Origin of the sequence: Salinibacter altiplanensis, from assembly GCF_002894645.1 — a bacterium.
Classification (GTDB): domain Bacteria; phylum Bacteroidota; class Rhodothermia; order Rhodothermales; family Salinibacteraceae; genus Salinibacter; species Salinibacter altiplanensis.
The window spans coordinates 77,315-103,404 of sequence record NZ_NCQY01000009.1; the positions used below are offsets into that span (position 1 = coordinate 77,315).

General features: G+C 53.6%; 22 protein-coding genes. 1 reads left to right on the plus strand and 21 read right to left on the minus strand.

Going from position 1 to position 26,090, the window contains the following annotated elements; genetic code table 11:
* Positions 1–159: 159 nt before the first annotated feature.
* Positions 160–1,173, minus strand: a complete 1,014-nt coding sequence (locus B7R93_RS03660; protein WP_103019846.1) for a sugar phosphate nucleotidyltransferase — start codon at positions 1,171–1,173, stop codon at positions 160–162.
* 565 nt (positions 1,174–1,738) lie between these two features.
* On the opposite strand from B7R93_RS03660, the gene B7R93_RS03665 reads away from it, so the two are divergent.
* Positions 1,739–2,653, plus strand: coding sequence for a tetratricopeptide repeat protein (locus B7R93_RS03665; protein WP_103019483.1), 915 nt, complete (start codon positions 1,739–1,741; stop codon positions 2,651–2,653).
* Positions 2,654–2,769: 116 nt separating this feature from the next.
* Here B7R93_RS03665 and B7R93_RS15445 read toward each other — a convergent pair whose 3' ends face one another.
* From B7R93_RS15445 to B7R93_RS03755, 20 genes are all read right to left on the minus strand, one after another.
* Positions 2,770–2,925 (minus strand): hypothetical protein, encoded by a 156-nt coding sequence (locus B7R93_RS15445; protein ID WP_198598570.1) that lies wholly within the window; start codon positions 2,923–2,925, stop codon positions 2,770–2,772.
* Between the two features lie 103 nt (positions 2,926–3,028).
* Complete coding sequence (locus tag B7R93_RS03670) at positions 3,029–3,460, minus strand: hypothetical protein (RefSeq protein ID WP_103019484.1); 432 nt, start codon at positions 3,458–3,460, stop codon at positions 3,029–3,031.
* Between the two features lie 81 nt (positions 3,461–3,541).
* Positions 3,542–3,919: a chorismate mutase gene (locus B7R93_RS03675; RefSeq protein ID WP_232797981.1), complete on the minus strand. Its 378-nt coding sequence runs from the start codon at positions 3,917–3,919 to the stop codon at positions 3,542–3,544.
* 138 nt (positions 3,920–4,057) lie between these two features.
* Positions 4,058–4,186: a hypothetical protein gene (locus tag B7R93_RS16000; RefSeq protein WP_262507548.1), complete on the minus strand. Its 129-nt coding sequence runs from the start codon at positions 4,184–4,186 to the stop codon at positions 4,058–4,060.
* 167 nt (positions 4,187–4,353) lie between these two features.
* Complete coding sequence (locus B7R93_RS03680) at positions 4,354–4,860, minus strand: Uma2 family endonuclease (protein WP_103019486.1); 507 nt, start codon at positions 4,858–4,860, stop codon at positions 4,354–4,356.
* A gap of 199 nt (positions 4,861–5,059) precedes the next feature.
* Positions 5,060–6,565 (minus strand): capsule assembly Wzi family protein, encoded by a 1,506-nt coding sequence (locus B7R93_RS03685; RefSeq protein WP_103019487.1) that lies wholly within the window; start codon positions 6,563–6,565, stop codon positions 5,060–5,062.
* 615 nt (positions 6,566–7,180) lie between these two features.
* Positions 7,181–7,960 (minus strand): methionyl-tRNA formyltransferase, encoded by a 780-nt coding sequence (locus B7R93_RS03695; protein WP_103019488.1) that lies wholly within the window; start codon positions 7,958–7,960, stop codon positions 7,181–7,183.
* Positions 7,957–8,796, minus strand: a complete 840-nt coding sequence (locus tag B7R93_RS03700; protein WP_103019489.1) for an XrtA system polysaccharide deacetylase — start codon at positions 8,794–8,796, stop codon at positions 7,957–7,959. The genes B7R93_RS03695 and B7R93_RS03700 overlap by 4 nt, the downstream gene beginning before the upstream one ends.
* A gap of 51 nt (positions 8,797–8,847) precedes the next feature.
* Complete coding sequence (locus B7R93_RS03705) at positions 8,848–9,927, minus strand: NAD-dependent epimerase/dehydratase family protein (protein ID WP_103019490.1); 1,080 nt, start codon at positions 9,925–9,927, stop codon at positions 8,848–8,850.
* 244 nt (positions 9,928–10,171) lie between these two features.
* Positions 10,172–11,416: a glycosyltransferase family 4 protein gene (locus B7R93_RS03710; protein ID WP_103019491.1), complete on the minus strand. Its 1,245-nt coding sequence runs from the start codon at positions 11,414–11,416 to the stop codon at positions 10,172–10,174.
* A gap of 1,674 nt (positions 11,417–13,090) precedes the next feature.
* Positions 13,091–14,242 carry a glycosyltransferase gene (locus B7R93_RS03715; protein ID WP_103019492.1) on the minus strand — a complete coding sequence of 384 codons (1,152 nt, stop codon included), beginning with the start codon at positions 14,240–14,242 and terminating at the stop codon, positions 13,091–13,093.
* Between the two features lie 1,229 nt (positions 14,243–15,471).
* The gene (locus B7R93_RS15180) at positions 15,472–16,797 is read right to left on the minus strand and encodes a hypothetical protein (protein ID WP_157942185.1); all 1,326 of its coding nucleotides are present in this window, start codon (positions 16,795–16,797) and stop codon (positions 15,472–15,474) included.
* Positions 16,798–17,051: 254 nt separating this feature from the next.
* Positions 17,052–17,735 (minus strand): acylneuraminate cytidylyltransferase family protein, encoded by a 684-nt coding sequence (locus B7R93_RS03720; protein WP_103019493.1) that lies wholly within the window; start codon positions 17,733–17,735, stop codon positions 17,052–17,054.
* Complete coding sequence (locus B7R93_RS03725; RefSeq protein ID WP_103019494.1) at positions 17,732–18,781, minus strand: nucleotidyltransferase family protein; 1,050 nt, start codon at positions 18,779–18,781, stop codon at positions 17,732–17,734. Before B7R93_RS03725 ends, B7R93_RS03720 begins: the two co-directional genes overlap by 4 nt.
* A 15-nt stretch (positions 18,782–18,796) precedes the next feature.
* A complete protein-coding gene (locus B7R93_RS03730; protein WP_232797982.1) occupies positions 18,797–19,789 on the minus strand; it encodes a methionyl-tRNA formyltransferase in 993 nt (330 codons plus the stop codon).
* A complete protein-coding gene (gene neuB, locus B7R93_RS03735; RefSeq protein WP_103019496.1) occupies positions 19,789–20,886 on the minus strand; it encodes an N-acetylneuraminate synthase in 1,098 nt (365 codons plus the stop codon). Before neuB ends, B7R93_RS03730 begins: the two co-directional genes overlap by 1 nt.
* Positions 20,887–20,890: 4 nt before the next feature.
* Positions 20,891–22,072, minus strand: coding sequence for a UDP-N-acetylglucosamine 2-epimerase (neuC, locus tag B7R93_RS03740; RefSeq protein WP_103019497.1), 1,182 nt, complete (start codon positions 22,070–22,072; stop codon positions 20,891–20,893).
* A 29-nt stretch (positions 22,073–22,101) separates the two neighbouring features.
* On the minus strand, positions 22,102–23,271 hold the full coding sequence (locus B7R93_RS03745) for a LegC family aminotransferase (protein WP_103019847.1): 1,170 nt from the start codon (positions 23,269–23,271) through the stop codon (positions 22,102–22,104).
* Between the two features lie 30 nt (positions 23,272–23,301).
* On the minus strand, positions 23,302–24,297 hold the full coding sequence (locus tag B7R93_RS03750; RefSeq protein WP_103019498.1) for an NAD-dependent epimerase/dehydratase family protein: 996 nt from the start codon (positions 24,295–24,297) through the stop codon (positions 23,302–23,304).
* Positions 24,294–25,808 carry a nucleotide sugar dehydrogenase gene (locus B7R93_RS03755; protein ID WP_262507549.1) on the minus strand — a complete coding sequence of 505 codons (1,515 nt, stop codon included), beginning with the start codon at positions 25,806–25,808 and terminating at the stop codon, positions 24,294–24,296. Before B7R93_RS03755 ends, B7R93_RS03750 begins: the two co-directional genes overlap by 4 nt.
* Between the last annotated feature and the right edge of the window lie 282 nt (positions 25,809–26,090).

The following is a 26,090-nucleotide window of genomic DNA, read 5'->3' on the forward strand; positions in this document are numbered from 1 at the left end:
GCCCGGCTGCTCCGATGCCACGCGGCACACGCGCCCTCAGCGCCGCCAAATGCCATAGTCCACCCAAAACACACACGCAGGGGGCGGCGTGCGCCCGGCCCGGTGGCGGCCTCGTGATCCTGCCCGGCCGTTCACGCGTCTCGTGCTCCGCCGTCGCCCTCAACTACGCAGCTCCACGTTGATCTGGGAGTGGTCGCCCACGTTGAGGCTTCGCACCCGCTGGTCGACCGCGGCGTCGCGCCCGATGACCGAGTCGGCGAGCACCGCGTTCTCCACCTCTCCCCCGGCAAAGACGATGCTGTCCCGCACCACCGAGTTGGAGACGGTCGCCCCCGCCTCGATCGAGACGTGCGGCCCCACGACCGCGTTCTTCACAGTCGCATCCGGGCCGATGTAGACCGGGTCGTGGACGACGCTGTCCTCGACGGTGCCCTGGTGGAGGTCGCCGGACTCCCGCTCCAGGACGCGCCCCGTCGTCTCCAGCAGGGCCGGAATGGTGCCACAGTCCATCCACGCGTCCACGCCCGCCGCGGTAAACACGTCGCCCTGTTGCAGGCGGTAGTCCAGGGCATCAGTCAGCTGGTACTCCCCATCGGCCCCCTTCAGGTCGCTGTCGATGACGTGGTCGATCCCGTCCTTGAGCTGCGCGAGCTCCCGGAGGTAGTAGATCCCGATGAGCGCCTCGTTGGACACCGGATCGTCGGGCTTCTCGATGAGCTCGGTCACCTGCTCGCCGTCGCGCACGGCGACGCCGAAGCGGCTCGGGTCCTCGACCTCGCGGACGAACGCCATCACGTCGGCGTCGCCGAGGGTCACCTCGTCGGACAGGCCAAAGAGCGTGTCCGCGAAGACGACCACGCCCTCGCCCTGCAGGTGCTCGTCCGCGCAGCCGACGGCGTGGGCCGTGCCGAGGGCCTCCTCCTGCACGGGAAAGTGCGGCGTGATGCCCCGCTCGTCGCAGAGCGCCGTGAGCTGGTCGCGGATTTCGTTGCCAAAGTCGGGCCCGAGGACGAACACGCCGTCGTCGGGGGGCGCCGGCAGGACCTGCGAGAAGGTGTCGACGATGCGCTCGACGATGCTCCGCCCTCGCACTGTGAGGAGCGGCTTGGGGGTCACATGCGAGTGCGGGCGGACACGGGTGCCCCGCCCCGCCATGGGAACGATGAGCTTCATGGACGTAGGGGATGTGGTGCGTGCAAAGCGAAACGAGCAGTGCGGAACGGCCGCACACGAGAGAATGTGTTGGGGCTCCTTGGTGCGACGTTCCTCCATAACAATAACGAGATCGGGCGCCGAATGCCAGTGTCCCGCCTCCTTCTCCTCTGCGTCCGGCTGTATTCAATCCTGGACAGCGCTGCGCACTGCCGCCCACAGCCCCTTCCCCACCCGACCGGGCCCGCCCCACTCCCCACCATCTTCATACTCTCCCCTTCTCCAGGCCACAACGTCCGACCAAGAGCCCCTCTTCTAGGGCACAAGAGCCTCGGGGGGGGCCTTGGGACACGAGTGCTCGTCGCGCGGACGGCCTCGTCGTCCGGCCGGCTACACATTCGGCACAGACGTTGTACCTTGTTCGAAGCAAACGTCCCGCAGTCGATCCGATCTCGGCTGTCGGGCCGACGCGCCCGTCGGGGCCGAAGGGCCTCGGCGCCGGAAACAAACGTGTAGGGCACCCCTATCGTACTCGGCGTCTGAGGTTGACGGTCTTTCACCATTCCCCGCAATCAGTCCCCCAGTCATGAATACCCATTGGTTTTCCCGCGTTCTCGCATCCCGTTGGTTGGTCGCCGCCGCTGCCGGCCTGCTCGGCCTCCAGCTTGGGGCCGGGGGCGCCCTCGCCCAGAGCGAAAGCTCCCTGTCCGCCGAGCAGAAGAAGAAGCTCAAGAAGGAGCTGCAGCAAACCTACAAGGAAGGCGCGCAGGCCGGAAACAAAGAGAACTACGAGGTGGCCGCCACGCGATTTGAGGAGTCCGTTCAGCTGGCCCAGAAGCTGGGGCTGAGCGACCTTGTCAGCAAGATTGAAAACAACCTCGCCGAGAGCCTCAGGGGCGCCGGGAGCGCGGCGCTCAAGCAGGAGAACTACGAGGACGCCCTGTCCCACTTCAACGCGCTGGGGGAGTACACGGACACCGACCCCACCGCCCAGTACAATCAGGGCCTGGCCCTCATCAACATGGAGGACAGCACAGAGGCGGGCCTCCAGTCGCTCCGGCGCGCGATTGAGATCGGCAACGAGGTCGGCAACACCCGCGTGGCGGGCCTGGCCACCGAGCGCATTCAGGACGAGTTTCTGGCCCGGGCGTCGAAGGCCCTGCAGGGCGACAACCCGTCACAGGCCCGGATCGACGAGGCGCTCGGTGCCCTCGACCAGATGACCGAGTACGTGGACCCGAACGCGAACGCCATGTTCTACCGCGGGACGGCCCTCTACGAGAGTGGGCAGTACCAGCAGGCCGTCCAGGCCGCCCGACAGGGGCTCGACCTGCACCAGGGCAGTCGTACCGACGCCGCCAAGTTCCACTTCGTCATCGCCGAGTCACAGATCGAGCTCGGCGACAAGGCCTCCGCCTGCCAGACGTTCGAGAACGCGGCCTACGGCGACTACGAGGCTCGCGCCAACCACTACCTCGAAAACGAGTGTGACGACGTGTAGCGCCGCCTCCACAGCCGCCCCCCACACTTCGCAAACGCCCGTGTCGGCCCTCCCGGCACGGGCGTTTTTTGTATAAGCTTGTTCGTCCGGGCTCGGATTGAAAAGCACCCGCGTCCTCAAACGGTCGTTTGTGCCCCCCAGTAGACGAGCACGACGAGAAACACCGCGGGCACGAAGAGGGCGGCGAGGGTAAGCCACTCAATGCCCATCCCGACCGGCGCATTGGCCTGGAACTGAGCGGCGGTCTGAAGGAGCGCGGGGGCAAGGGCCATGGCGGGCAGCACGTATTTTGGGAGGGCAAACTATAGTGTGGACGGAACGTCTGGTCCCGATACCGGAGCCGTCGGGCGGCAGTTTCTCGGCCCCGGCGCGACGTCACGCCTGCGGCCACGCCGTCTCCTCGGGCAGCTCCGCGTCGGGCGGCTGCAGGACGAGCTCGTCCGGCAGGTCGTTCACCTGATCGTCCGGGTTGACCACCGACACCAGCGGCAGGGCCAGGGCAGTAAAAAACTTGCCCATGGCGGCGAGCAGAAACTCCTGCTGAAGCTCGATCATGTCCTCCTCCAGGCGCCCGTCGTCGCGGGCGTGGCCCTCGATGTCGAGGTACAGCACGCGCGGCCAGTCCGGAAACTCCGCCTGCGCCTCCGTAAGCAGCGCAAACACGCCCTGCGCCGCCGCCTCGAAGTCGTCCTCCGCCCCCACGATGTGGTAGAGGGAGACGGTGTTGTCGAAGTTCATGTGGAGGCCGGGGGCGTCCGGCTTGTTGTACTCCGGCACGAAGTCCGGGCGGTCCGAGGCCGTGCTCATGGTGCAGAGGGGCCAATTTACGTACGGTGAGAAGACTCCGCTTGAATGCGCGCCCGGGCCGAGAGATTCAGCCCCAGGCCCTCATCGCTGCGCCTGCGTCCCGCCCCCGGAGGCAACCTTGACGGCGTCCCTCTCCGCCTCCTCGTCGTCGGACGGCACCGCGGCCGTGTCCGTCCGCTGGCGCCGCTGGCGCGCCACCGAGTGGGCCAGGATTTCTTCGAAGAGGGCTTCGGCGAGGTCAGGGGGCAGCCCGGCCTCGTCCGCCGCCGCCCGCACGTCGGCCAGCAGCTCGGCCTCCCGTTCGGGGTCGCGCACGGCAGTGCCGGTGTCGGCCTTCAGGGCACAGAGCTCATCGACGATGGACTGCCGCTCGGCAAGCAGCTCCACGACGCGCTCGTTGATGGCGTCGATCCGGACGCGGGCCTCGTCTACGGTCGTCGGGGTGGGGGATGCATTCATGGGGGGGCGTCGGGGTGGGGGATGAGCAGGGATCGGAAGCCCCCCGGACTTGGCGCCCATCGACCCACACACAGCAAAACCCCGCCGGGGCCGAGGGCGATCGGCCGGCGGGGTGCAAGGATGCGGTATGCGCTCGTTCTACGTACCGCCGGCCGTCAGAAAGGAGACAAAATAGACATACGCGTGACCCAGATAGAAGCGGGCAAAGGCGTAGAGGCCTCCAGTCGCGCCGACGTGCGGGTCGGTCGCGGGCAGACAGGCAGACATGAGAGCGCGTTGGTTCATAACAGTCGTACGCTAGGGGACGCAGGCAGGGATGTCAATGCTCCCGCAATTCTACACAGAACTCTCATATTTCCCCGCATTCCCTCTTCTCCGGTCGGCCCTGTCCTCCTGGCCACCAGGCGACACAGATTTCAAACACCGACTGATTCTCACAGACGATCTGGAACAGTCGGAATCACCTCGGACCGGTCTCGCTCCTCATCAGCAAAGAAGCGGATGCCCTTCTCTTCGGTCACAACCCATACCTCTTCGGCCCCAGCGTCGCGGTAGAGCGGACGCTTCTCCGCCATCTCATCCCAGTCGTTCGACTCGGACATGACTTCGACGCACACCTCTGGAGCCAGGGTTGGAAGATCCCCCGTACCTTCCATCTCGTCCCTGCGCTCGGAGGTACACCACACGACATCGGCCCCCTTCGTGCCCTTCGATGTCGCGATGGGAAACTCTGGACGGGCCTGCCCGCCCGCGGTGTGTTCATGAAGAAGAGCGATGAGATCGCCTTGCGTGTCGGAATGCGACGCAGAGTGGGGACTCAAAATCAACTGTCCTCGGCGGTTGGTTTCGACCTTGTAGGGAAGCTCGCAGAGAACGGGATCGGAGCTGATCTCCGCCCACCGCTCCCGCTGGTTTTTCACTGGTGTGGCAAGGATTGACATGAGCTGGGCCGCGGACTATCAAAATGGTTTTTTATGATAAACGAGCGGTTGTGATGAAGGATTCATTTTCTTCTCCTGCTCGTCCGCTCATTACGCCGCTCGATTTCCAGTACGAGCCGCCTCCCCATCACCATACGCCCGGTCCACAAATTCCCCGTGGGCTTCTCTGCCCGGCACGTTGGGCCTCAGCGATCCTGGACTACTGACCCTCCGGGTCATACAGTCCCCGCCACGTGAGGCCCACCCGCACGCCCACACTCTCCTGCCGAAAGTCACCGGTGTCCACGGCCAGCCCCAGGTCGTAGGAGAGCTGATCGGTCCCCGGCACCCGCCCGAAGGCCTCCACCAGAAACGACCACTGGCCCGTCCGCGAGAAGCGATCGTCGAGCAGGCGCGTGCAGTCCGCGTCCGAGCACAGGCTCTTCGACCCGCTGTTCTCGCTGTACGTGCCCGTGAGCCGGTAGGACAGCCCCGGCTGGAGCACCGTGCCCTCCACCGCCACGTGGTGCGCCACGACGAGGCTGTTGGCAATGCCGGGCCGGTCGTCGGGCACGCCCGGCGTGTTGGCCGGCGGCGTCACGAGCGGCAGGCCAATCGTCCGGCCCTGATGGGTCCACCCCGACCGGAACAGAGTTTGGCTGAAATTGCGGTCGGCCCCGGCCCGCTGCCCCTCCGCAAACTTTGCGTTCTGGCGGATGAACCGGAAGTGCTCGTACAGCACGGCCTCCACCAGGGCGGGCCCGCCGGGGCGCCGCAGCGCCGCGCCCCAGAGCCCATCCCACACGTTCCGAAACCAGAGCCCCGGGGCATCTTCGAAGAAAAACTGCCGGTAGACCTGTGCCTCTACGGGCCCGGCCGCCACGTCGACGCTGAAGTCGTAGTTGCCCATGTGGTCGGGGCCTCTCTCGTCGGAGTCCCGCGTCGCAAAGAACACGCGGCCGAACTGTTCGAGCCCGTCTCGAAAGGCCCCCGCTTCCCGCCCCGCCACCGCGCCGGTCGGCGTCCCGCCCCACAGCGCGTGGTGGATCAGCCCCGCGTGGAGCGTCACCGGCCAGCGAGCGGGCAGAATGCGGAGGTACCCGTACTTCTCGTGCAGAAAGGAATTGCGCACCACCCGGTCGGCCCCCATCCAGCCGTGGGCCAGGTATCCTTTGATCCCCAAGAATCCGTTCGTGCCGGGCACGGGCACGTAGCCGGGGGTCGACACGCTCACCTTCGGCAGGGGCGTCGCGTTTTCGCTCCGGGTAATGCCGCCAAGGGAGCGGGCCGTGTCAACGCGCCCAACGGTCTGCTTCTTCCACCCGGCCGTCAGTTGAAGTCCCCGGTACCGGAGCCGCCCGTAGAGCTCCTGCGCGTGGAGCGTGGGGTGGTCGGACGCCCGCCCCACCACGTCGACCCCGACCGCGTAGTCGAGCCCGTTGCCCGACGCCGAAAAGGGCCGCCGGGCCGCGAGGCGCGTGCCGAAGGACGTTCCTTCCCGATCAAACCGCCCGAATTGGTTTGCCCCGAGCCAGAAGGGGAGCTGATGGGTGCTGGCGCCCGCGCCGAAGACCGACACCTCTGTCTGGATCGGCCCCACGTCTTGTCCCTGCGCTGGCTGGGCCGTCGTCCCCAGGAGCATCCCGCAGGCCCCGACCCAGACGATAACCCAGGTCGGGACTTCGGACAACCATCCAGCGTACGCTCGGGAGACGGGGGCATGCATTTGAGAGTCGAGAGCGTTGACAATCAGTACACCGATGCGGCGTGTTGAACGCCCACGTCCATCAATACCAAGGTTCTTTGTTCCGGGACTATCCCCCTGGACGGGCAGATTAGCAAGGCCAGTGTCGCACGCGGACGTGGATCTTCCGTCCCCCCTCTCGCGCTAGGTGTCCCCCACGGGCCGATCCGCGGCGTCATCTGTCTCCCAGTCGGCAAAGACCTGCAGCCCCTCCTCGATCGAAGTCTCTGGCTGCCAGTCGAAAAGCTCGTTCGCCTTCGAAATGTCTGCGCCCCGAGCGAAGGAACCTGTGATTCCTGAGAGAGGAAGTACTCTTGGGGTGCTTAGGTCCGCTTTGCGTCGCCCGGCCGGGCGGGCAGCACCCTAAAAGCACTTCCTCACTTCGTTCAGGGCGCTGCTTAATCTCCGGCGTGATGCCCATCGCCTCCACAATGCTCGAAATGAGGTCCCTGAGCTGCGTCGTTTCCGACCCTCAGCCCAGGACTACTTCCTCCTCGGCACTCGTCGAGTGCCTGCGTCAGGGCGCCCAGGTTGAGGATCTCGTACTTGGGCTCGTCCAGATTCACTACCAAGTGCGGACTGCCGACGCTCCACTCTCTACCGAATCTTCCGGCCCCGCTCCTGAAATCGCTGGATCGCCCCAGCCGTCGGAAAAGAAAAGTAGGTTGCCTCCTCCTCGTCGTTGTCTCTCAGGTCCACATCCCCCGCCATAATCTGCCGCACCGCCTCGGCGAGCGTCGGCGCGCCATGCTTTACCTTTGAACGCAGAACCAGGGAGTGCAGTGTATCGTCCGGCTCAATCGAAACCTCTCTCTGCACGATGATTGGCCCGTCGTCGAGCTCCTCGTTCATGTAGTGGACAGTCACCCCGGTCTTCTTCTCCCCGTTGGCCAGGACCCAGAAGCTGGGCAGCTTGCCGCGGTATTTGGGGAGCAGTGCGCCGTGGATATTGATGACGCCTTCGGTCAGATGCGCAAGTAAGTCCTCTCGCACAATCTGCGGGCAGGCGATGGAAATGACCAGATCAACGTCTCGCCGGTCGAGCTCGCGCAGAAACGACGGATCGTTGACATTTTCCGGCGTGTGCTCCGGGATGTCGTGGGCTTGCAGGGCACCCCGAACCGAGTACAGTCCGTTCAGTCCAACACTCCGGTCAATAATGTCGAGAGCCTTATGCCGAGCGAAGTCCAGCCCGTTGAGCACGGTTCCGCGCACGCCCATCAGGCGAAGATAGTCGGGAACGTTTTCCAGGGCAATTTCGCCTTCGAGGACGGAGGCCCCGACGATCTGCGTCGTGCCCGGCTTCTCTTCCACGAAGCGGTCGATCAGCTTCGGGAGATAGAACGCGTCCGGCTGGGTGAGCAGAAACAGATTCATGCGGCGAGTGCCCCCAGTTCGTCACTGAATACGTCCCGGTACGGCTGAAACGAGAAGTCTTGGAACAACCGCTCCAGCTTCGGCAGGGTCGAGTCCAGGTTCCAGTAGTGCGTTGCGCTCACCCGGAAGGGTAAATCAAGGTTGGGATGCTCCGGGTCTACCTCCCAGGGATGTACGTAAAGGCCCACGTGCTCCTCCCGCGCTTCGAGCCGCCGCAGAAGGGTTCGCTGCAGCCAGTACGGATAGATGCGCAGATAGGCTCCCCCACCACACGGCACGTTCACCTTTGGTAGTGGATACGTCGACACCGGGACCTCCAGTAGCTGCCGGCCATTCGGCGTGTCTACCTTCGAGGGTATTCGGTCAGCGTCTGGAATGCCGTAGCGCCAGTTGAGGACCGGGTGGATGCTGGAGTCGTAGCGGATGCCTTCCTCGGCGAGCACATCCAGCGCCCAGAGAGAGTCTTCGGTAATCGTAAAGTAAGGCGCCCGGTGGCCCAGCACGGGCTCCCCCGTCAAGTCCTGGAGCAGATCAATCGAATGTCGCAGCTCGCGACGGAAGCATTCTGGCGTAAGGTTGTAGATCTTGGTATGGGAGTAGCCGTGGGTGGCGATTTCGTGCCCGGCCGCGTGGATGCGCTTCACGAGGTTCGGATGCTCTTCCGCGACCTTGCCGAGCACGAAACAGGTGGCCGTCACGTCGTAGCAGGCCATGAGATCGAGCAAGTGATCCATGCTGGCCTCGACGCGATTCTCAAAACCGTCCCACTGGTCCATAGGTATCTCGATGCCTTGGTACCAGTCTTCGACGTCAATTGAAAAGACGTGATGCGGCATGAAAGCACGGCTGAACGTGAAGCACCAGCATTTCCCCACGAGCGACTATCTTTAATATTCTGGAGCGGCTTCCGTCCAGCGGTTTACGTTGAATTCATAAATCTCCTGCAGAATTTCTGGCACATCGTACGTGATATCCCAGTCGGGATAGTGTGCCTTGAATTTGGAAAGGTCACTCACGTACCAAATATGGTCTCCCTGACGGTGATCGTCACTAAGTGAGTAATTCATCTCTCGACCAACGATATCTTCACACATCCGAATAGCCTCCAGCATTGAACAATGGCTCTGGCGTCCGCCCCCTATATTGTAGACCTCAGCACTACGAGGGTCCTTGTAGAACTCATGGAAGGCAGCGACCAGGTCGGCAGAGTGAATGTTGTCACGTACCTGTTTCCCTTTGTAGCCAAAAATAGTGTAGTGCTCTCCAGTCACCGCACATTTCATTAGGTACGAAAGAAATCCATGCAACTGGGTCCCCGAATGACTGGGACCCGTGAGGCACCCTCCCCGAAAGGAGGCTGTCTTCAAGTCAAAGTATCGTCCGTATTCCTGCACGAGAATGTCAGCTGCAGCCTTTGAACTTCCAAAAAGGGAATGCATCGATTGGTCGATGCTCATCGACTCCGAGATGCCCTCCGAATACTTGTGAGAGGACTCAATTTCCCACCTCGTTTCCTTTTCAGCAAGGGGTAGCGAGTTGGGACGGTCCCCATACACCTTATTGGTGGAGGTAAAAATGAACGGTACATCCGGACAATGCTCTCGGGTTGCCTCCAACAGCACAAGTGTGCCGTTGGCATTGACGGTGAAGTCGGTCATAGGATCTTTTTTTGCCCAGTCGTGTGACGGCTGAGCTGCGGTGTGGATAATGACCTCCAGGTCGTCGGCATATTTTCGGTAAATATCATTGATAGCATCTTCGTCGCGAATATCGACCCGATAGTGCCGGTAGCGCCCAACCTCCCTCTCGAGCCGCTTCCGATTCCATTCTGTTGACGCCTCCTCGCCAAAAAATTCTCCCCGCATGTCGTTGTCGATACCGACAACGTCCATACCGAGATCGGCAAAGAACTCCACGGCTTCCGACCCAATAAGGCCCGCCGAGCCAGTAACTAAGGCAACACTCATAATAGCAGACTTCAATTAGAGAGAATTCTGAAAAGTGTATTCACGAGAACGATCACGACAAGCATGTCAAGAGGTAAGACTCAGAAGCGAATCCCACCAGAAAATTTTAAGACGGAGACAATCCAAACAGAGAGTCGTGAGGGAGTCAGCGGGAAACTCAAAGCGTTGAAATGATGGCACGAGGAGCGTGTACGGATCTCAAGGCCAGCCCGCTGTTGGGAGTTATCGTGACGCTGCTTGTGCATCAACACGACGAATCGATCTGGTCCCGAAGAAAGCGGCTCCATTGTTCACATACTCTTTCTTGAGCATACTTCCGATTGTACAACGCCCGTCCCCTCTCTCCCATCTCACGTCTCTGATCTGGCTTTTCGTAAAACATCTCGAGCGCTTCAACAAGCCCCTGAACGACTTCAGTTCCTTCTCTTCTCGAAGGATCAAACACAACTCCAAATTCGCCCTCCTCAATGGTGCGCGCCGTTTCCGACGAACGGGGACCGACCATAAGGACTGGACGCGCCGACATCATACTGTCATACAGCTTACTTGGCACAGCAATACCAGAGATTTCGGGACGCAAACTCAACAGGTGCACATCTGCCAGGGAAAGGACGTATTTCAGATCTTCACGGGGGACGTAGTCGCGATATTCAAAATTATCGATATCGTGTTCTCGCGCGTACGATTCGATTTCGTCTCGACGGGGCCCATCTCCTACAAACAGAAAATATATGTCATCATGATCTTTGAATCGACGCATGCAATCACATATCTCCTCAAACTGGTGGAAGAGTCCAGCATTGCCAGCGTACAGCACGACAAACCGATCCTGAAGGCCAAATTTTTCAAGGTAAGGGTTCTGCTCTTCCGGCACCTCATCCATCCCTTTCGTCCACATCGGCAGTACCTTCAGAGAATCATTCCTGACACCTTTCGCCTGGATCCGCTCGGCCATCCGCCGCCCAAGAGCAATGACAAAGTCGGCCTTTCGGTATGCCATATCGTTTAACCCGTCGAGGACCGAAGTGACGAGGCCCTCCTCCGGAATCATTCCCAGTGCCTTTTCTCCATCGGGATGCAGATCCATTGACCAGATACCGTAAGGCTGATTCTTCAGGAGCTTCGCTGCTGCACCAACAATGTTGACCAGTGGGGGAGTCGTGAGGGTAACGACGTAATCAGGAGCGGAACGGGCTAGAACGTGACCGAGAGCTTGTGTGAAAAACGCTGCGTAATCGGTAATGCGGCCGAGATTCGACGACCGACCAAAGTTTGGTGTGCGTAGGCGCCGAATCTGCACACCGTTACGTGTTTCATGAACTGGTGCATCGGTAGACTCACCCTCGTAGCCGCCGCGCCCGCAGAGAACGCTCACCGCAAAGCCGTCAGCGGCAAGGTGCTCCGCTAAGTCTGTTAGACGCTGCCCCGCTGATACTAAATCTGGATAGTAGTTCTGATTTACGAAGAGAATGGAAGGATAACGCGACATCTGAAAATAAGTCCGAGTTAGTAAAAATTAGCAAGTTTTCTTTTGATATTTGACTCAAAATACAAAAATAGTGCAATAAATATAGGTACATATTCTATTTCTGCCGAATCTAATCTTTCGTGTCAATATGTACATATTGTTTACTCTTTGTGTAGTGTGTAAATATAAACATGTGTTTTTTACTTTTTTTATTATTGAATACCCCTATTTAAACTTGCCTAATTAGCAATAACTAAAGTGTCCTTTTGTGCAGTACATATTATATTACGTTATTTATCATAAAGTATTTCATTTTTTCGGGGTACATTACGGGACACATTTACAAGCCCTCGAAAATACCGTCGAGCCTGAAAGGGTTGATGAACCCCCCTGATACAAGAGAAAAGCCCGCAAGTGACATCTGGAACATCTTTTAAATATACAGATGGTTTGTCTTTTTCGGGGTAGTTATTTGCATGATATTTGCGTGTGTTTGTTACCGACCTGTTTATATATATTTAGACTTTCAGGGGTGCACCTTTCTTGCACAGCCCTACAGATCACTTCTTGAATGAGGTTATCCTCCTTCACATCTCGCAATTTAGGAATAGCGAGATCCATGTGTAAGATGTCGAGCATCCCGTCGTCCCGATCACCGCTACGCTAATTTGAAATTGGTTCATCTGCTCTTGCCATATTAGCATATCCCATCCCCGTATTGAATGTACGTATTTCGCCCTCTACTCGTGCATTAATTTCATTTTTAATTTCACCACATTCTGCTTCATCTAGATATTTATCTACAATAATGTCTTCCTTGCTACGAAGTACTTTCGAAATATCATTTTTATTAAGCCTTTCGTATTTTATTTGATACTTTTCATAAATAGTAATTTGTTTTTAGATTAAGTTCGGTCTTCTATGCAAAAGTGCATTGCAGCTACCTCAATCAAATAACCATTACTCGCTGATTACCGATTGAATCGACAGATTCAAATTCGGTACCGTGGATCTCATCCCGCTTACTTCCGGTTACTTACGGAATTTCGCGAGTCCATCTACTTCCGAGTTGTAGAACAATCAACATGCTCTTCAACAAGCACGACTCCAATCAAAAGCCAGGCCGAGGCTCTGAATCACCTTATAAGGCCGAGATACTGCTATGATCAGGTCCTCGATCCTAATGATTATCCGCAGTCAGCGACGGTATTTTCCAAGAAGAGCGAGGACAGGCATATCGGCTTCGAAGTTCTTCTGGAGAATGGTTCAAGGCTGTCTCCTAAAGAAGTTTCCCATGGGCACTGACTACCAGACAGTTTGCGGCAAGGCACCGAAAAATCCTCTCCAACCGTCACATCAGCCCCCGAGCTGGAGTCTATCCGACGTACGGCAGAATGGGCTCCAGATCAAAGTCTGGAGCGACGAGGGAAAATCGGGAAATCGTGGGTGCATTTTTCGGCAGTATTGTCTGCACACAACGACTCCGAGGGAAAGACAAGCGGGGCCGCCAGGGATTTTCGGTACCCACGACTGCCAAATTGAGACTGTCCGGTAGCCAGCCATGGGCATTTACATTTGTTCAGTTACGAGCGATTTCTCCATCAATCATAACGTCTAGTTATAAAACATGAAACCAAGTATTATGGTTTTAGTGAGAAGCTTAGACAAGCAGTTGAAGTTACATTTATGCAAGGTTTAGTCAAGTACCTGCTCGAATAGTTTACGGTTGTTATCAATTGTATCTGAGTCATGCAACACCCTTTCAGCCAGCGTAGTTGCATTCTCTGACCGCCGAGCGCGCTCATCATCAGAGGCACCAGCATATTGTCGAATCACTTTTTGGAACCCTTCAGGGTTCGTTAAGGGAACCACCCAACCGGCATCATCCTCTACCAGGTTTGTCCAAGGAGTTTCATCACTTATCAAAACAGGACAACCGCTGGAGAGGGACTCAAAGATGACGTGGCCAAAATTTTCCCCGCACGTTGGAAACAAAAAAATATCATGTAATGAAAACACGTTCGAGACTTTAGAATGAGGAACAGCACCCTTATAGTTGACACATACTGTTTCAGGTAGTCTACTTATCGCTTGTTGGCATTTTTGCCAATACTTTTTATCATCTATTACACCATAGATATTAAAGTTAACAGGTATATCAATATCAGCTAAGAGGTTAACTGCATAAAGTAAATTTTTTTTGCGGGAGATGCGGGAAAGAAAGACAACATCAAGAGGACCCTTGTATTCATCCAAAGTATCGACCGACGGTTCCATAATAGACGGAATGTTTCTGGCAACTTTTACAATAGTATTGTCTCCCATCCACTTTCGTATGTCGTCCTCTTCTTCACTCGTAGATGCATGCCACACTACACGACGATGTGTGAAAAGTGACTTGAAGAGGGTTATATATGCATGTTTCTTCAGTTTTTTTATGTTAATAGCTCCAGGGGAAAACTCGCCTCGAGGTGCTAAAATAAACGGTACTCTATCAAGAAGGGAGAATCGCCAAAGGAGTTGCGGCTGGATACCGAACCATGGCTCGAAGAAACTATTTACATATATAGCATCATAGTTAACGTCTTTTGCAATTTTATAGAATCCGTGTAATGTTTGATTACGTGGGGAACAGTAAAAAACGTCTGCTTTACCTACCTTATTCCATTCATTGCAACTTACGTCATTAAAAGGTGCCTGATCCCCATAATCTCTATCTCTCGTAATAATATTGAATTTAATATCATCACCTAGATGATGACACAGGTTTTGTATTGAACGTATAGGGCCTCCACCTTTGTAAGCTGGAACATAACATTCATTGAATACTAGTAGCGATTTGGGCATAAGAGAATTTATCTATAAAAGGTATTCAGACATGTAAATGTACAATGTTACGCTTTACTATAACTTCTTGTAGAGCATGCCATCAACAATAAGAATATAAAATTATATGTGTTTATAAAAGAGCCGTAAAATGCACCATATATTATTAGTGACACTATGAAAACTGTTCCGTACCAATTAAGCCTCCTTACGGCATTAATAAATTCTTTGTAAAAGAAAAGGAAAATTGGTAAGACTGTGAGGCCATAAGAAGTTAGTACTGACAACCACTTTGACTCAGAATGGCTAGGCGCATTTGGAAAATATGAGTATAAGTCAAAAGTTCCTACACCAAATAAGGGAGATGTACTGTAAATGTGTAGCAGATTGTTCGCGAGTAGGAGCCTTGGTGTATTTATTATTTCGCTAAGTGGTGGTCTGCTTGGAGATCTATAAATAACATAATTAATTATTTCAGGCGTATCGTAAGATATTAAGTAAATCGGCAAGACTAGTACAGTATAAACTGTTACAATTGTGAATATGGGAACAAAGTACGTAAAGTACGTCACATTAAGATTGATCAACAAATATATGAAAGTAAGTGCTAAAATTATTATATATGTGGTTCTATTTCCAGAAAACACTATAAAATACAACGACAGTACAATCGCCAACTTTTCTACCAATCTACCCTTTTCACAAATAATATTTAATACAAGTACTGAGAATGAAAAGGCGGCGGAGTACGGTATAGTAGCAAATGGGAATAGTGATACGCGCCACCACTGTACGTTATTCTCTCTAGGAGTTGGACCAGGGAAGTAGCCATACTCATTTACTCCTATGTGGTAAGATACAACCGCGACTACTACACTCAAAAAGAAGAGCTTATTTACAAATCTAACATTGACTGATATGTCATGCTTGTATATAGTGTATATCGGGACAACAAAAACTACCAGTCTTAAGAAGGCTCTTGCATCTCCATTCGTTACACATGATAATGCCCCTATCAACAATGATATTAGTAGTAATTTAGTCTTTTTATGGATACGTACGGTAGCTACTGAATAAAATGACAATAGTACAAATAAAAGTATTGGACCTACTTTAAGTATATGTCGTATACTTCCAGCCTCAATAGTAACGCTTTTCGGCACAAATGTTAACCATACCCAATAGTATACCAATAAATACTTGAACAAAAAATAGTATATACTTTTAGATAGATTCACTTCGTAAAGTAATCAAAGTTTTCTTCGTATTTCACCAATATTGTTTACTCCGCTAGCACTGCAAGTGTTATCGATAACTTTCTCAATAATTCTTCCTACAAGTCCAGATGACTTACCAAAATATTCTGTTTGCAATGTTTCACAGTATGGCTTAGCTTTATGTTTTACATCTGGCTTTTCAGAGGATAACTGTGAGACTACTTCCACAGCTTCTTCCACGTTTTCAGCTTTTATCGTCATACCAGTCTCGACAAAGCCGTACCGATCACCCCCAAAGTCTCCGAAGTCAAAGAAGATTGGAAGTACATTCATTAGACAAGCTTCGAGGTGTATTCCAGAAGCTCCGGCAATAACCGCATCAACTTCTTTGAGAAATCGGAATGATTCTTCCCTCCTCGAATCTGAAAACTTGAAACACATTTTTTTGGCGACTTTTCTCCATTCTTCTTTTCGTTCGTCTGCTGGATGGGGTCTTATAGTAAACTCAATCTCAGAATTTTTTTCTTGAACGGCATCCAAAAGTTCTACTACCTCTACAACTGGATCTAGACGGTTAGTACAAATTCCAAGAGTTCGGACCGCTGTTGAATTGTTCTCATATACAGCATACTCGTCAAGCTTCGGGATTCCAGCCAGAAAAACGGTAGTGTTGGATGAAATACCAGCTACCTTGTACTTTTCCAATGTTTTACGCCCGTATAGAAATGCGAAATCATAGGTAAGAGGAGGAAAATTACTAGTGACGGACGCGTGTTGTATGTATGCAACAGGTATACCTAACTCCTCAGCTGCCCTAGCAATCCCGCACGACCAAACGACGTGGTCATTTGATATTAAGAGTAGGGATGGGTCTGCTTTCTTCAATCTTTTATATGAGACTAAATAGTACCCGTAGGTGATAAGGTAGTTATGAAATGCCTTCCTTATCGATTTCCTCTTGAATGAATCAGCTTTAATGTACAAGTATGCTAACAATGGTATATAAAAGAGTGATAGTATGTACGCTAATGTTAGATCATACTTAAGACACCCATTTTTCTTTTTATTTTTGTTGAATATATAACTTCTTTTTATTTCATTAGCAACTGGTTTTAATGCTGAGTACTGGTTTTCAGTTGCGGCGAATACAAATACGCTACCTTCTCTAAGCTCCCTATAATTAACTAGGGTGACCGATAAAAAGCTGGCAACTAAATTATATATATATCTACCGGACTCATAAAATATCGTCTTATTCCGTATATATGAGTACTCCATTCTACCCATTCCTTCATTACTAAACCCATAGTTCAGCCTAAACAAATCTAAGCCTAAAGATGTTTTTACAGCTTCTAGCATAAATTAATATTTATGATATCACAACTTATACTTCACTAATGTTTCGTATTTAAAATATACCTTTTTATCATCACGAAATACGCTCTTTTTCTCAAGTCATACTTGCACATTCTGCTTATTCATTTTATTTATCAGTTTGTATAACAATAATTGATTTTATATATTTAATGATTCTTTTTTAAGTGATTTTAGTGCGGTTTTTATAATTTATTTTATCCAGCTAGAAGTATACATTATCAATTAAACTAACTCATTTATCTTTTCAAACTTATCTCACACCATTCCAAGTCTAATTTCGTATCTATGTCTATCGATCGCTCTGGTGGCATCGGACAACCAATAGTTTCGCCTGTGAAAAACGTTCTGCGCTTTTTGAGATGCTCGGATTGTGCAACATAGACGGCACCATTCACAACATAGGTATCATCAGCATCCTGACGACGCGTAATAGTCTCTTCTCCTTCCATTACTGGTTCTAGGCGATAATTATCTCCCAGCAAATACATCCACTGTGGGAGCTTATCGGTCTTTGTTACTGTCACACAAACTGGTGCATTGTTCTCATTACACAAGTTAATGGTGGTGTCGATATCACCTGCAGTTCGGAGCGGCGAAGTGGGCTGGAGTAACACGACGTACTCGTGTGATCCAACTTGATCTATGGCGTGAAGTAATGCGTCGATGCTCGGTGTATCGTCTTGGGCCAGCTCCGCAGGGCGCCGAAACGGGACCTCGCAGCCATATTCCATCGCCACGCTCATAATCTCATCATCGTCACTGGAGAGAACAAGGCGATCAAGATATTCCGACTGGTGTCCAGCCTCAATCGTCCAGGCAAGCAGAGGCTTTCCGGCAAGTTCTCGGACATTCTTACGCGGAAGCCCCTTCGATCCTCCGCGTGCAAGGATGACTCCAAGAACACTTTTTCCGTCGATCATTCCTTAAATACCTCCTCGAATTCTCCATTTGCACGTCGAAAATCTTCCTTCTGTCCCACATCCTGCCAATACTCCCGAACTGGAAACACGGAGGTGTCTGCTCCTCGATCAATGAGTGCCTCGAAGAGTTCCGTCATGTCGAAGAACTCGTTCTGCGGCACAAGATCGAGCGTTTTAGGCTCCAGAATGTAAATGCCGGCATTTACGAAGTAACGCTCCCTAGGCTTTTCTTCTATCCCCGTCATACATTGCTCCTCGGTCTCGATGACCCCGTAAGGGACCTGTGTTTCGTACTCACGCACGCACATCGTGGCAACTGCACCCTGATCGCGGTGATAGTCGAGCAGGTGCACGAAATTGAGCTTCGTAAGCAGATCCCCATTCATCACGATCAACGACTCATCCGGACGCTCCGGAAATAATGAGAGCGGGCCCGCCGTGCCGAGGCGCTGTTCTTCGTGAAGATACGTGATGTCTATGTCCCAATCACTTCCATCTCTAAAATAGTCTTCAATCATGCCAGACTTATAGTTCACTGAGAGATAGAACCGGTGGAAGCCGTGCGCGATGAAACCTTCTATGATCGTTTCAAGGATTGGCTGGTCGCCCACCTCCAGGAGCGGCTTCGGACAGTCTTCAGTAAGCGGACGGAGCCGCGTGCCGAGTCCCCCCGCCATAATCACAACAGGATTAGGGTGCGTTTCCGGCTCCAGTAAATCGTCGAGCACCTCAATGCCCACCACGCGGCCGTCGTCGTCCACTATTGGGATCTGATGGATTTGGCGGGCCTGCATCGTGTCGATTAGGCTCTGTCGGTCTTGCTGCGGGCGCGCCATGATCGGGCTCTCGTTCATCACAGATTGCACAGGCACGTCGAGATCGATGTCCTGTAGGATGGCCCGCCGGATGTCTCCGTCGGTCACAACGCCCTTCAGCCGGTCATCGGCATCGGTGATGAGAGCAATCTGAACGCCACCCGCGTCGATGACTTCCAGGGCCTCCCGGATGGTCTGATTTGTATGGGTCGAAATGTCGCGCCACTTCATCGAGTTGGAAGTGTATTATTCGGATTCGAGATCTGAGAGACGGCGTTCTAACTCCTCAACTTTCTTTGAGAGCCGGTCCACTTCGTGTCGGAGATTCACGCCAAATGTCGTACCAATCGGACAATCCGGCGTCCGCGAGTTGATAATCTCGCCGTCCCAGTCTGCAATCCCTGTGATCTGGAGCGTGGTATCACCCGTCTTCACGGTAACACTGCCCTCTTGGCGACCAACGACGGTTCCCGGCCGATCAATATACCCGGGAGCCTGGGGAATTTTTTTCGATTGGAGGATTATGGTTGGCTCCCCATCAAGCAGCGTGCGTGCACCTGGGCCGGGGGGTGTGATTGCTCGAATAAGATTGTGAATCCGCTCTGAGGACCACGACCAGTCAATCCATTCATCCCCTTCTCGCCGACGACTGCAGTAAAATCCCACGGGATGGATTTCCGACTGTGGAACTGAAGAGACCCCATCTTGCTGTATGTCCTCAAGGGCCTCAAGAACCGAGCTTGCACAAAGCTCTACAGCCTTGTCGAGAAGAGACCGGTAGTCGTCTTCTGGCGTTATTGCCGCAAATTGCTGAGCTACGATGTCTCCAGTATCTATGTCCTCATCGATATAATGCACTGTAACTCCAAACCGATCTTCCCCATTAATGAGTGCCCAATTTAGTACATTTCGTCCACGGTAAAATGGTAGCTCACCCGCATGACAGTTAATAAACCCTTTGGGGGCGAGGCTAAGTGCATCACTTCCTAAAATTTGATCATACGAGACTGATACATTGATGTCTGGCTCGTGCTCTCTGATTTTATTTAGGAAAGAAGGGTCGTTTACGTTCGCTGGCGTGAAAAAGGAAAGAGCCCTCTCCTCGGCATACGCATGCAATATAGAATCAGGAGTCGGATGACGAGCAACCACAAATGCGGTCTGGATCTCAGGATCGTCCTCAATCTTTTCGAGCGTCCGGTGTGCCCAGCGCCCATCCCCGAAGAATCCAACTCGCATCATTCTATGATCTGATCCTCTGAATGATAATTCTTTTTTGCCTCGCTCCCCAAAATCGACCAGTATCGCATCGGTGATAGACCGTCCCCCGGCCGCTTAAAGCCAAGATTTTCTTCGGTGAACGTCTCTCCCTTCTCAATTGCCTGGATTGCCACGATGCTCTTCCGCGCTACCGAACGATTTTTCCACTCTGGATCTGCCGGTGCTTTTACCGAATTGCCGAGTGCCCTCTCCACGTCGCGAATGCCCTGAATCATGTCACGCAGCTCATCGGGTTCCAATGAGGCTTCGTGATCTGGTCCTGGAAGAGCTCGGTCGAGCGTAAAATGCTTCTCGATTACAGTCGCACAGCGAGCGGCCGCGGCAATGGGTACGGCAATGCCCTCTGTATGGTCGGAAAGTCCCACCGGGAGATCAAATGCCTGGCGGAGCGTGTCTATGGCTTGGAGATTTACCGACGCAACCGGAGCCGGGTACTCCGTCGTGCAGTGGAGCACCGTTACGTTCTCCGAAAGCGCGTTCTGTCCCTGCTCCGACGCGAAGACTCGCTGCAAGTCTTGAGGTTCGGGTTGGTTTCCATCGTGCGCGTACCCGTACGCCAGTACAGAGAGCGCCTGCTCCACCTCCCCGAGCATCCCCATACCCGTAGATAAAATCACTGGTCGGCCGAGGCGAGCAATAGAGAGAAGAAGCGGGCCGTTGGTGAGCTCCCCGGACCCAATCTTGATACGAGGAACGTCAAACTCCTCCGCAAGAAACCGGGCACTCTGTGCGTCGAACGGCGTCGAGAGAAACTGAATGTCCTGCTCGTCGCAGTGCTTAGCAATTGCATGGTGGTGCTCCGGGCTAAGCTCCAGCGCCCGTAACATATCGGCCTGCGACTCTTCCCCGTCGGTCGTATTCTGCTGGTAGTCCGCTTTGGACGTTTCTTCGGAGACCAGTTTCTCGACCTGAAAGGTCTGAAACTTAACGGCATCCGCCCCAGCCTCGCTGGCGACCTCAATGAGGTCTCTTGCCATCTCCAGAGAGCCGTTATGATTCACGCCGGCCTCGGCGATAATGTAAGTGGACGAATGCTTCAATTGCTCCGAGGGCATGTGTCTATATCGTTTTTTCCAAAGCAGCAGGAAGGTCGTAAAATGTTTTTCGCGGACTGTCTATGTCTGCCTGCTTGAGGTGACAATGAATGCGAGTTGCGGCCTTCCCATCTCCGTATGGGGACTCAACCTTTTCTATTTGGCTTTGGAAGTCGTCGGATAGTGCTTTCTCGATCGCTTCAATGATCTCTTCGGATTTTTCTGCGCAATCGATGATAGACTCAGCTCTCAAACGACCCTTCTGTCGAGCTCCCACATTAACAGTAGGCACGGGAACAGCAGGGGCCTCAATGATACCACTCGAAGAGTTTCCTAAGACAAGATCTACGTGATGTAGGGCACTTAGGTATCGACGCTGCCCCAGAGAGGTATAAACGTTCGCTCGCGATCCCAACGCCTCAGCGTATTCTTCTATTCTACGATTAATAATGCGGCCTTCCGTGTCGGCATTTGAGTTCGTGAAGATCAATCGCGCGTCCGGGAAGTGATCAAGTGCCTGCAACAACTCATTAATCCCCTGCTCGGAAGACTTGTTCTCTAGCGTGACCGGATGGTAGGTGATTAAAAATGTCGGCTCTCCCAGCTGGAAGTCGATTGAACGCTCAAATTCGTCACGGTCGAGCAAATCTAGCCTACTTAAATGATCGAGCTGAGGAGCGCCATAATTTTTGACTCGATCAGGATGCTCTCCTAACTGGATTACTCGTTCTCGATGCGGCTCAGCCGTTACGTAGTGGTACAGGGCCATTTTCGTGATGGAGTGCCGTATGGCTTCATCAAAAGCTCCTTCCGTTGTCTCCCCTCCGTAAGCATGAGCAATTGGAATTCGCGCTACTAAGGCTGCCTGTGCAGCAGACAGTGCCTCAAACCGATCACAGGGAATCAGGGCAACATCGGGGTCGAGTCGGTCAAATGCCTCCGCGAAACCGATCGTCCCAAGCCCCATGGACTTCGCGACCCCGACGGGCGTATCGCTTGAAAGCAACATCTCCACCTTTTCATCAATCTCAAAACCATCCTCTTCAATCGCCTGGTAGGTAAGCCCAAATTCAGGAGAAAGGTGCATTCCCGTCGCAATGATCTGAAGTTCCAGATCCGGGTCCTGCTGAATTTCGTGCAGCACCCACTGCATCAACCCGTATTCCGCTCGCGTACCCGTTACGAAGCAAATTCTTCGCTTGGCCATTCCGGAAATCGCTATCGTGTGAAAGCAGTTTATCTCCCGAGAAAAACGCTGCTCGGAATATTGATAAGACGCCGATAGATGCTCTCAGCCACGGAAACGTCCATTCGCGGGCAGTCTTCGTACATCGGAAGTTTATGCATCGGCTTCCAGGCCGGCCGCGTCATGAGATCATTGTCGTTCAGCCGCGCGAGCACATCGTCTCGCCGGCCTTCTTGGTTTCCATCGAGGAGAATTGCGTTCAGCCAGTAGTTGCTCCTTCCAAACGGGGGCTCCTCAAAAAAATTAACTCTTTCAACTTCAGCGAACGCTTTTCCGTAGCGCCTAGCCAGTTCTCGCTTATTTTCAAGATATGAGGGAAGCTGCTCAAGTTGTGCACACCCGAGGGCGGCATTTATATTGGGAAGCCGGTAGTTGTATCCCACGGTGTCGTGGTGGTATTCCCACTGGTGATCATTCTTCGCGACCTTCGTGAGATGCTTTGCGCGGTCGGCAAGGGCTTCGTCGTCCGTTAGAATAGCCCCACCTCCCCCAGTCGTAATGGTCTTATTTCCATTGAAGCTGAGAGCCGAGCACCGCCCCCATTGGCCCGTGTGTTCGCCCTTGTAGAAAGATCCAAGTGATTCCGCCGCATCTTCAACCATCTCCAGATGGTACTGATCGCACATGTCTTTCAGAGGATCGAGGTCCACCGGATGGCCGAATGTGTGCATCGGCACAATTGCTCGTATCCGCCGACCGGTCTTAGTGTTATAGCACTCACCGGAACGGACCTCCGCAATATCGTCGAGGTAATTCTCCACCTTTTCTGGATCTACCCCCAGGGTTTTCCACTCGCTATCCACGAAGTGCGGCACCGCCCTCAGATATGAAACGGCATTCGCCGTCGCGACAAACGTGAGTGCAGGCATCAATACCTCATCTCCCTCCTCCACCCCCACCAGTCGCAGCCCTACCTCCAGGGCCGCCGTTCCGTTGTTCACAGCCACGGCTCTCTCCACCCCTGTAAAATCTGCAATCTGCTCCTCGAACTGATCGACGTACGACCCGACGGGCGAGACCCAGCCGGTGTCAATGCACTCCTTGACGTACTCCCATTCATTACCCTTGAAGGTCGGCTCGTGAAGGGCAACGAACTCCTCCTGCGGACCAATGGCCGTCCGAACGGCCTCTTCAATTTGCGCCTCGAATGGTTTGCTCACGGCTAGTTCCACGTTACGAAAAATCGCTCGCTACTCAAATACCTTTCGTCCCGATTCAAAATAATCCAGGTACCATTCCACAGTCTCCCGAACGCCCTCCTTCCAGTGCACCTGCGGCTCATACCCAAACACGTCCCGTGCTCGACTCACGTCCGGACACCGCCGGGAGACACTTCCGGCGTGAGACGGGCCCTTCTCGTACGTGCTATCGAATCCGGCGATGTCCCCAATGTATCGGATGAGCGTCTCAATTGTAATCTCATCCCGATCATCTCCAATATGAAAGATCCGTCCTGGAGCACTGTCAGACGCCATCGCCTCCACAACGCCCCGGACCGCATCGTCAATGTGACAGAAGGCGCGGGTCTGATCGTAGCCGTAGATCGTAAATGGGTCTTCCTCCTCATAAAACCGCTGCGCCACCTGTGGGATCACGTGCTTAAACCCCATCCGCGGACCGTACACGTTGTGAAACCGGACGGTGATTTGATCGAAATCGTACGCCTCGGCGTAGTGTGCAAATCCCGACTCCCCCAGCATCTTCGTCACGGCATAGGTGAAGCGTGGTTGTTTGATGTCGGTAATACAGAGCGGCACGTCTTCCGGTGTGGGAATGTCGGCCCCGAATTCCTCAACCGTCCCCGCGTACGTCTCGCTCGTCGAGGCAAACAGCACACGGGACACGTCGCTTTCACTGAGCCACTCCAGCGTGTTCAGCGTGATTGCCGTGTTAATGCGCCACACCTCGTGCGGCATGTCTTCTGTATAGCCGACGCCGACCACTGCAGCGAGCGCGTACACGTGATCGTAGTCATCGGCAAGCTGGTCGAAGGTCCCCATCTCCGTCAAGTCTCCTTCGACCGTATTCACCCTCGGCGACTGGAGAAGTTCTTCAAGCTCCCGATCTCGTTTTCCGCGAAAGAAATTGTCGACGAGTGTAATCTCACAATTCCCATGATTAACGAGATGACGGGCAAGGTGGTATCCAATGAACCCGGCGCCACCAAGTAGAAGAACGCGGTTCATGCAGATGTCGAACTTTCAGATGAGAGATCAAAAGAAGAGATCATAGTCTTGGATGTTGCCGTGCTTTCATTAAGATCCCCACGCCCGGTTACTTGAACCCAATGTCTACTCTGCAGGGCCCCGATCTCTCCATCGCCCAGCACGCCCCAGGCGTCATGTACGAGAATAGAGCTCGGCAACGCGTGAAGAAGACGCTGTAGCTCTTCGTTTTCATCGTACGCCGAATGGGGAGTCGAGAGAACGACGGCATCGACTTCTTTCGTAATCACCTCCTCAAACTCCTGCCGTACGTTTCGTTCCCGTTCCTCCCAGTATTCAACGAAGGGATCGTGCAAACGAAGCGTCGCCCCGTCGTCCTGAAGTAGGTCATAGAGATATTCCACCGGTGAGTAGCGCGTGTCCCCTACATCCTTCCGGTACGAGACCCCAAGGAGGGCAACAGTTTTCCCCTCGATCTCGCCCCCAAACGCTTCTCGAATCCGCCCATACGTGTACTCCGGCATACGATCATTGATCTGGACGGCCTGCTCACTCTCAAGGAGGCGTGCGGAATCATCTTCCTGAGACTTGGATCGTGCCCATGAAGCCAGCAGCGGATCTTTTGTCAAACAATATCCTCCGACCCCAAGTCCCGGCAACATGAGATTTTGATGGGTGGGCCGTTTTCGGATCGCTTCCACAACCTCGTAAAGATTGACCCCGAGCTCCTCCGCAAACTCCGTCCATTCCTGAACGAAGGCAATGTTCATCGCCCGATACGAATTTTCGAGCACCTTCGTCATCTCCGAGGCTGTTGTGCTCCCAAGCCGCGTCAGCGGGTACTCATCGGTGTAAATAATCGACTTCAGGAAGTCGCGCGTTGCATCTGCACTTTCCTCATCTATGCCCGAATAGACACGATAGAAATTGCGAATTGAATCCACGTAATCCGGTCCCGGCATGACGCGCTCGAACGAATGACCAAGCCGGTAGTCTTTCGGAAGTCCTCGTTTTTCGAATGCCTCGTCGAAAATCGGCTTGACGACATCGCGGCACGTGCCTGGTGGAACCGTTGTCTCCACAATCATGAGCACATTCTGCTTGCATCGCTCGGCAATCGTGCGGCAGGCCGCCTCAAAGGGCGCAAGATCGACGTCGTACCCCTCCAGTTTTCGGTCCGGCGTCGTTTCCTTCTGTACGTCCAGATTTACGTCAATTACGACGACATCCGCGACCTCGTAGGCACTATCATCACAGGTGGCAAGGAAATTTCCCTGCTCCAGCGCCTGCTCGTGGAGTTCGTCCACAGTCGGGTCCGCAGACTCGATCGGGAAGACGCCTTGGTTCAGCGCCTCTACCTTTCGCCGTCCTTCCTCAGTCGGGAGGTCTACCCCAATTACCGTATAGTCTTCGTGGGACGCATTGGCCACCACCAGGGCCATGACGGCCCCGACGAACCCAAGCCCCTGAACTACCACCACGTCGCGGTTGGGTTGATTGAACAGAAATTGATTGAGGTCTCGCTCATTCATCTATTCCTTCAAATTTGTTAGGTAACTTTTGAAAACTATATTTTTTCTAATCTATTAACATCATTTTTAGTTGCCTATTCTCAAAAGACATCAATTTTATCCCAAACAATACCTTTATAGGTCAAAGAGCTCCCCGTCTAAGGCCAAATATCGGATGAAAATCCACCTGTCTTTCCTCTACTGAAGGCAGATTCCGATCAGGGTCGAACCAAGTAAGTTTACAAGTCTCGGGCACACAATAAGCACTGGATACTACCACACGAGAGAACTCAAAATTGGAGA

Excerpts from the sequence above, each read along its gene's own strand:
- B7R93_RS03660 (WP_103019846.1), bottom strand. The coding sequence starts at position 1,173 with ATGAAGCTCATCGTTCCCATGGCGGGGCGGGGCACCCGTGTCCGCCCG.
- B7R93_RS03665 (WP_103019483.1), top strand. The coding sequence starts at position 1,739 with ATGAATACCCATTGGTTTTCCCGCGTTCTCGCATCCCGTTGGTTGGTC.
- B7R93_RS15445 (WP_198598570.1), bottom strand. The coding sequence starts at position 2,925 with ATGGCCCTTGCCCCCGCGCTCCTTCAGACCGCCGCTCAGTTCCAGGCC.
- B7R93_RS03670 (WP_103019484.1), bottom strand. The coding sequence starts at position 3,460 with ATGAGCACGGCCTCGGACCGCCCGGACTTCGTGCCGGAGTACAACAAG.
- B7R93_RS03675 (WP_232797981.1), bottom strand. The coding sequence starts at position 3,919 with ATGAATGCATCCCCCACCCCGACGACCGTAGACGAGGCCCGCGTCCGG.
- B7R93_RS16000 (WP_262507548.1), bottom strand. The coding sequence starts at position 4,186 with ATGTCTGCCTGTCTGCCCGCGACCGACCCGCACGTCGGCGCGACTGGA.
- B7R93_RS03680 (WP_103019486.1), bottom strand. The coding sequence starts at position 4,860 with ATGTCAATCCTTGCCACACCAGTGAAAAACCAGCGGGAGCGGTGGGCG.
- B7R93_RS03685 (WP_103019487.1), bottom strand. The coding sequence starts at position 6,565 with ATGCATGCCCCCGTCTCCCGAGCGTACGCTGGATGGTTGTCCGAAGTC.
- B7R93_RS03695 (WP_103019488.1), bottom strand. The coding sequence starts at position 7,960 with ATGAATCTGTTTCTGCTCACCCAGCCGGACGCGTTCTATCTCCCGAAG.
- B7R93_RS03700 (WP_103019489.1), bottom strand. The coding sequence starts at position 8,796 with ATGCCGCATCACGTCTTTTCAATTGACGTCGAAGACTGGTACCAAGGC.
- B7R93_RS03705 (WP_103019490.1), bottom strand. The coding sequence starts at position 9,927 with ATGAGTGTTGCCTTAGTTACTGGCTCGGCGGGCCTTATTGGGTCGGAA.
- B7R93_RS03710 (WP_103019491.1), bottom strand. The coding sequence starts at position 11,416 with ATGTCGCGTTATCCTTCCATTCTCTTCGTAAATCAGAACTACTATCCA.
- B7R93_RS03715 (WP_103019492.1), bottom strand. The coding sequence starts at position 14,242 with ATGCCCAAATCGCTACTAGTATTCAATGAATGTTATGTTCCAGCTTAC.
- B7R93_RS15180 (WP_157942185.1), bottom strand. The coding sequence starts at position 16,797 with ATGCTAGAAGCTGTAAAAACATCTTTAGGCTTAGATTTGTTTAGGCTG.
- B7R93_RS03720 (WP_103019493.1), bottom strand. The coding sequence starts at position 17,735 with ATGATCGACGGAAAAAGTGTTCTTGGAGTCATCCTTGCACGCGGAGGA.
- B7R93_RS03725 (WP_103019494.1), bottom strand. The coding sequence starts at position 18,781 with ATGAAGTGGCGCGACATTTCGACCCATACAAATCAGACCATCCGGGAG.
- B7R93_RS03730 (WP_232797982.1), bottom strand. The coding sequence starts at position 19,789 with ATGCGAGTTGGATTCTTCGGGGATGGGCGCTGGGCACACCGGACGCTC.
- neuB (WP_103019496.1), bottom strand. The coding sequence starts at position 20,886 with ATGCCCTCGGAGCAATTGAAGCATTCGTCCACTTACATTATCGCCGAG.
- neuC (WP_103019497.1), bottom strand. The coding sequence starts at position 22,072 with ATGGCCAAGCGAAGAATTTGCTTCGTAACGGGTACGCGAGCGGAATAC.
- B7R93_RS03750 (WP_103019498.1), bottom strand. The coding sequence starts at position 24,297 with ATGAACCGCGTTCTTCTACTTGGTGGCGCCGGGTTCATTGGATACCAC.
- B7R93_RS03755 (WP_262507549.1), bottom strand. The coding sequence starts at position 25,808 with ATGAATGAGCGAGACCTCAATCAATTTCTGTTCAATCAACCCAACCGC.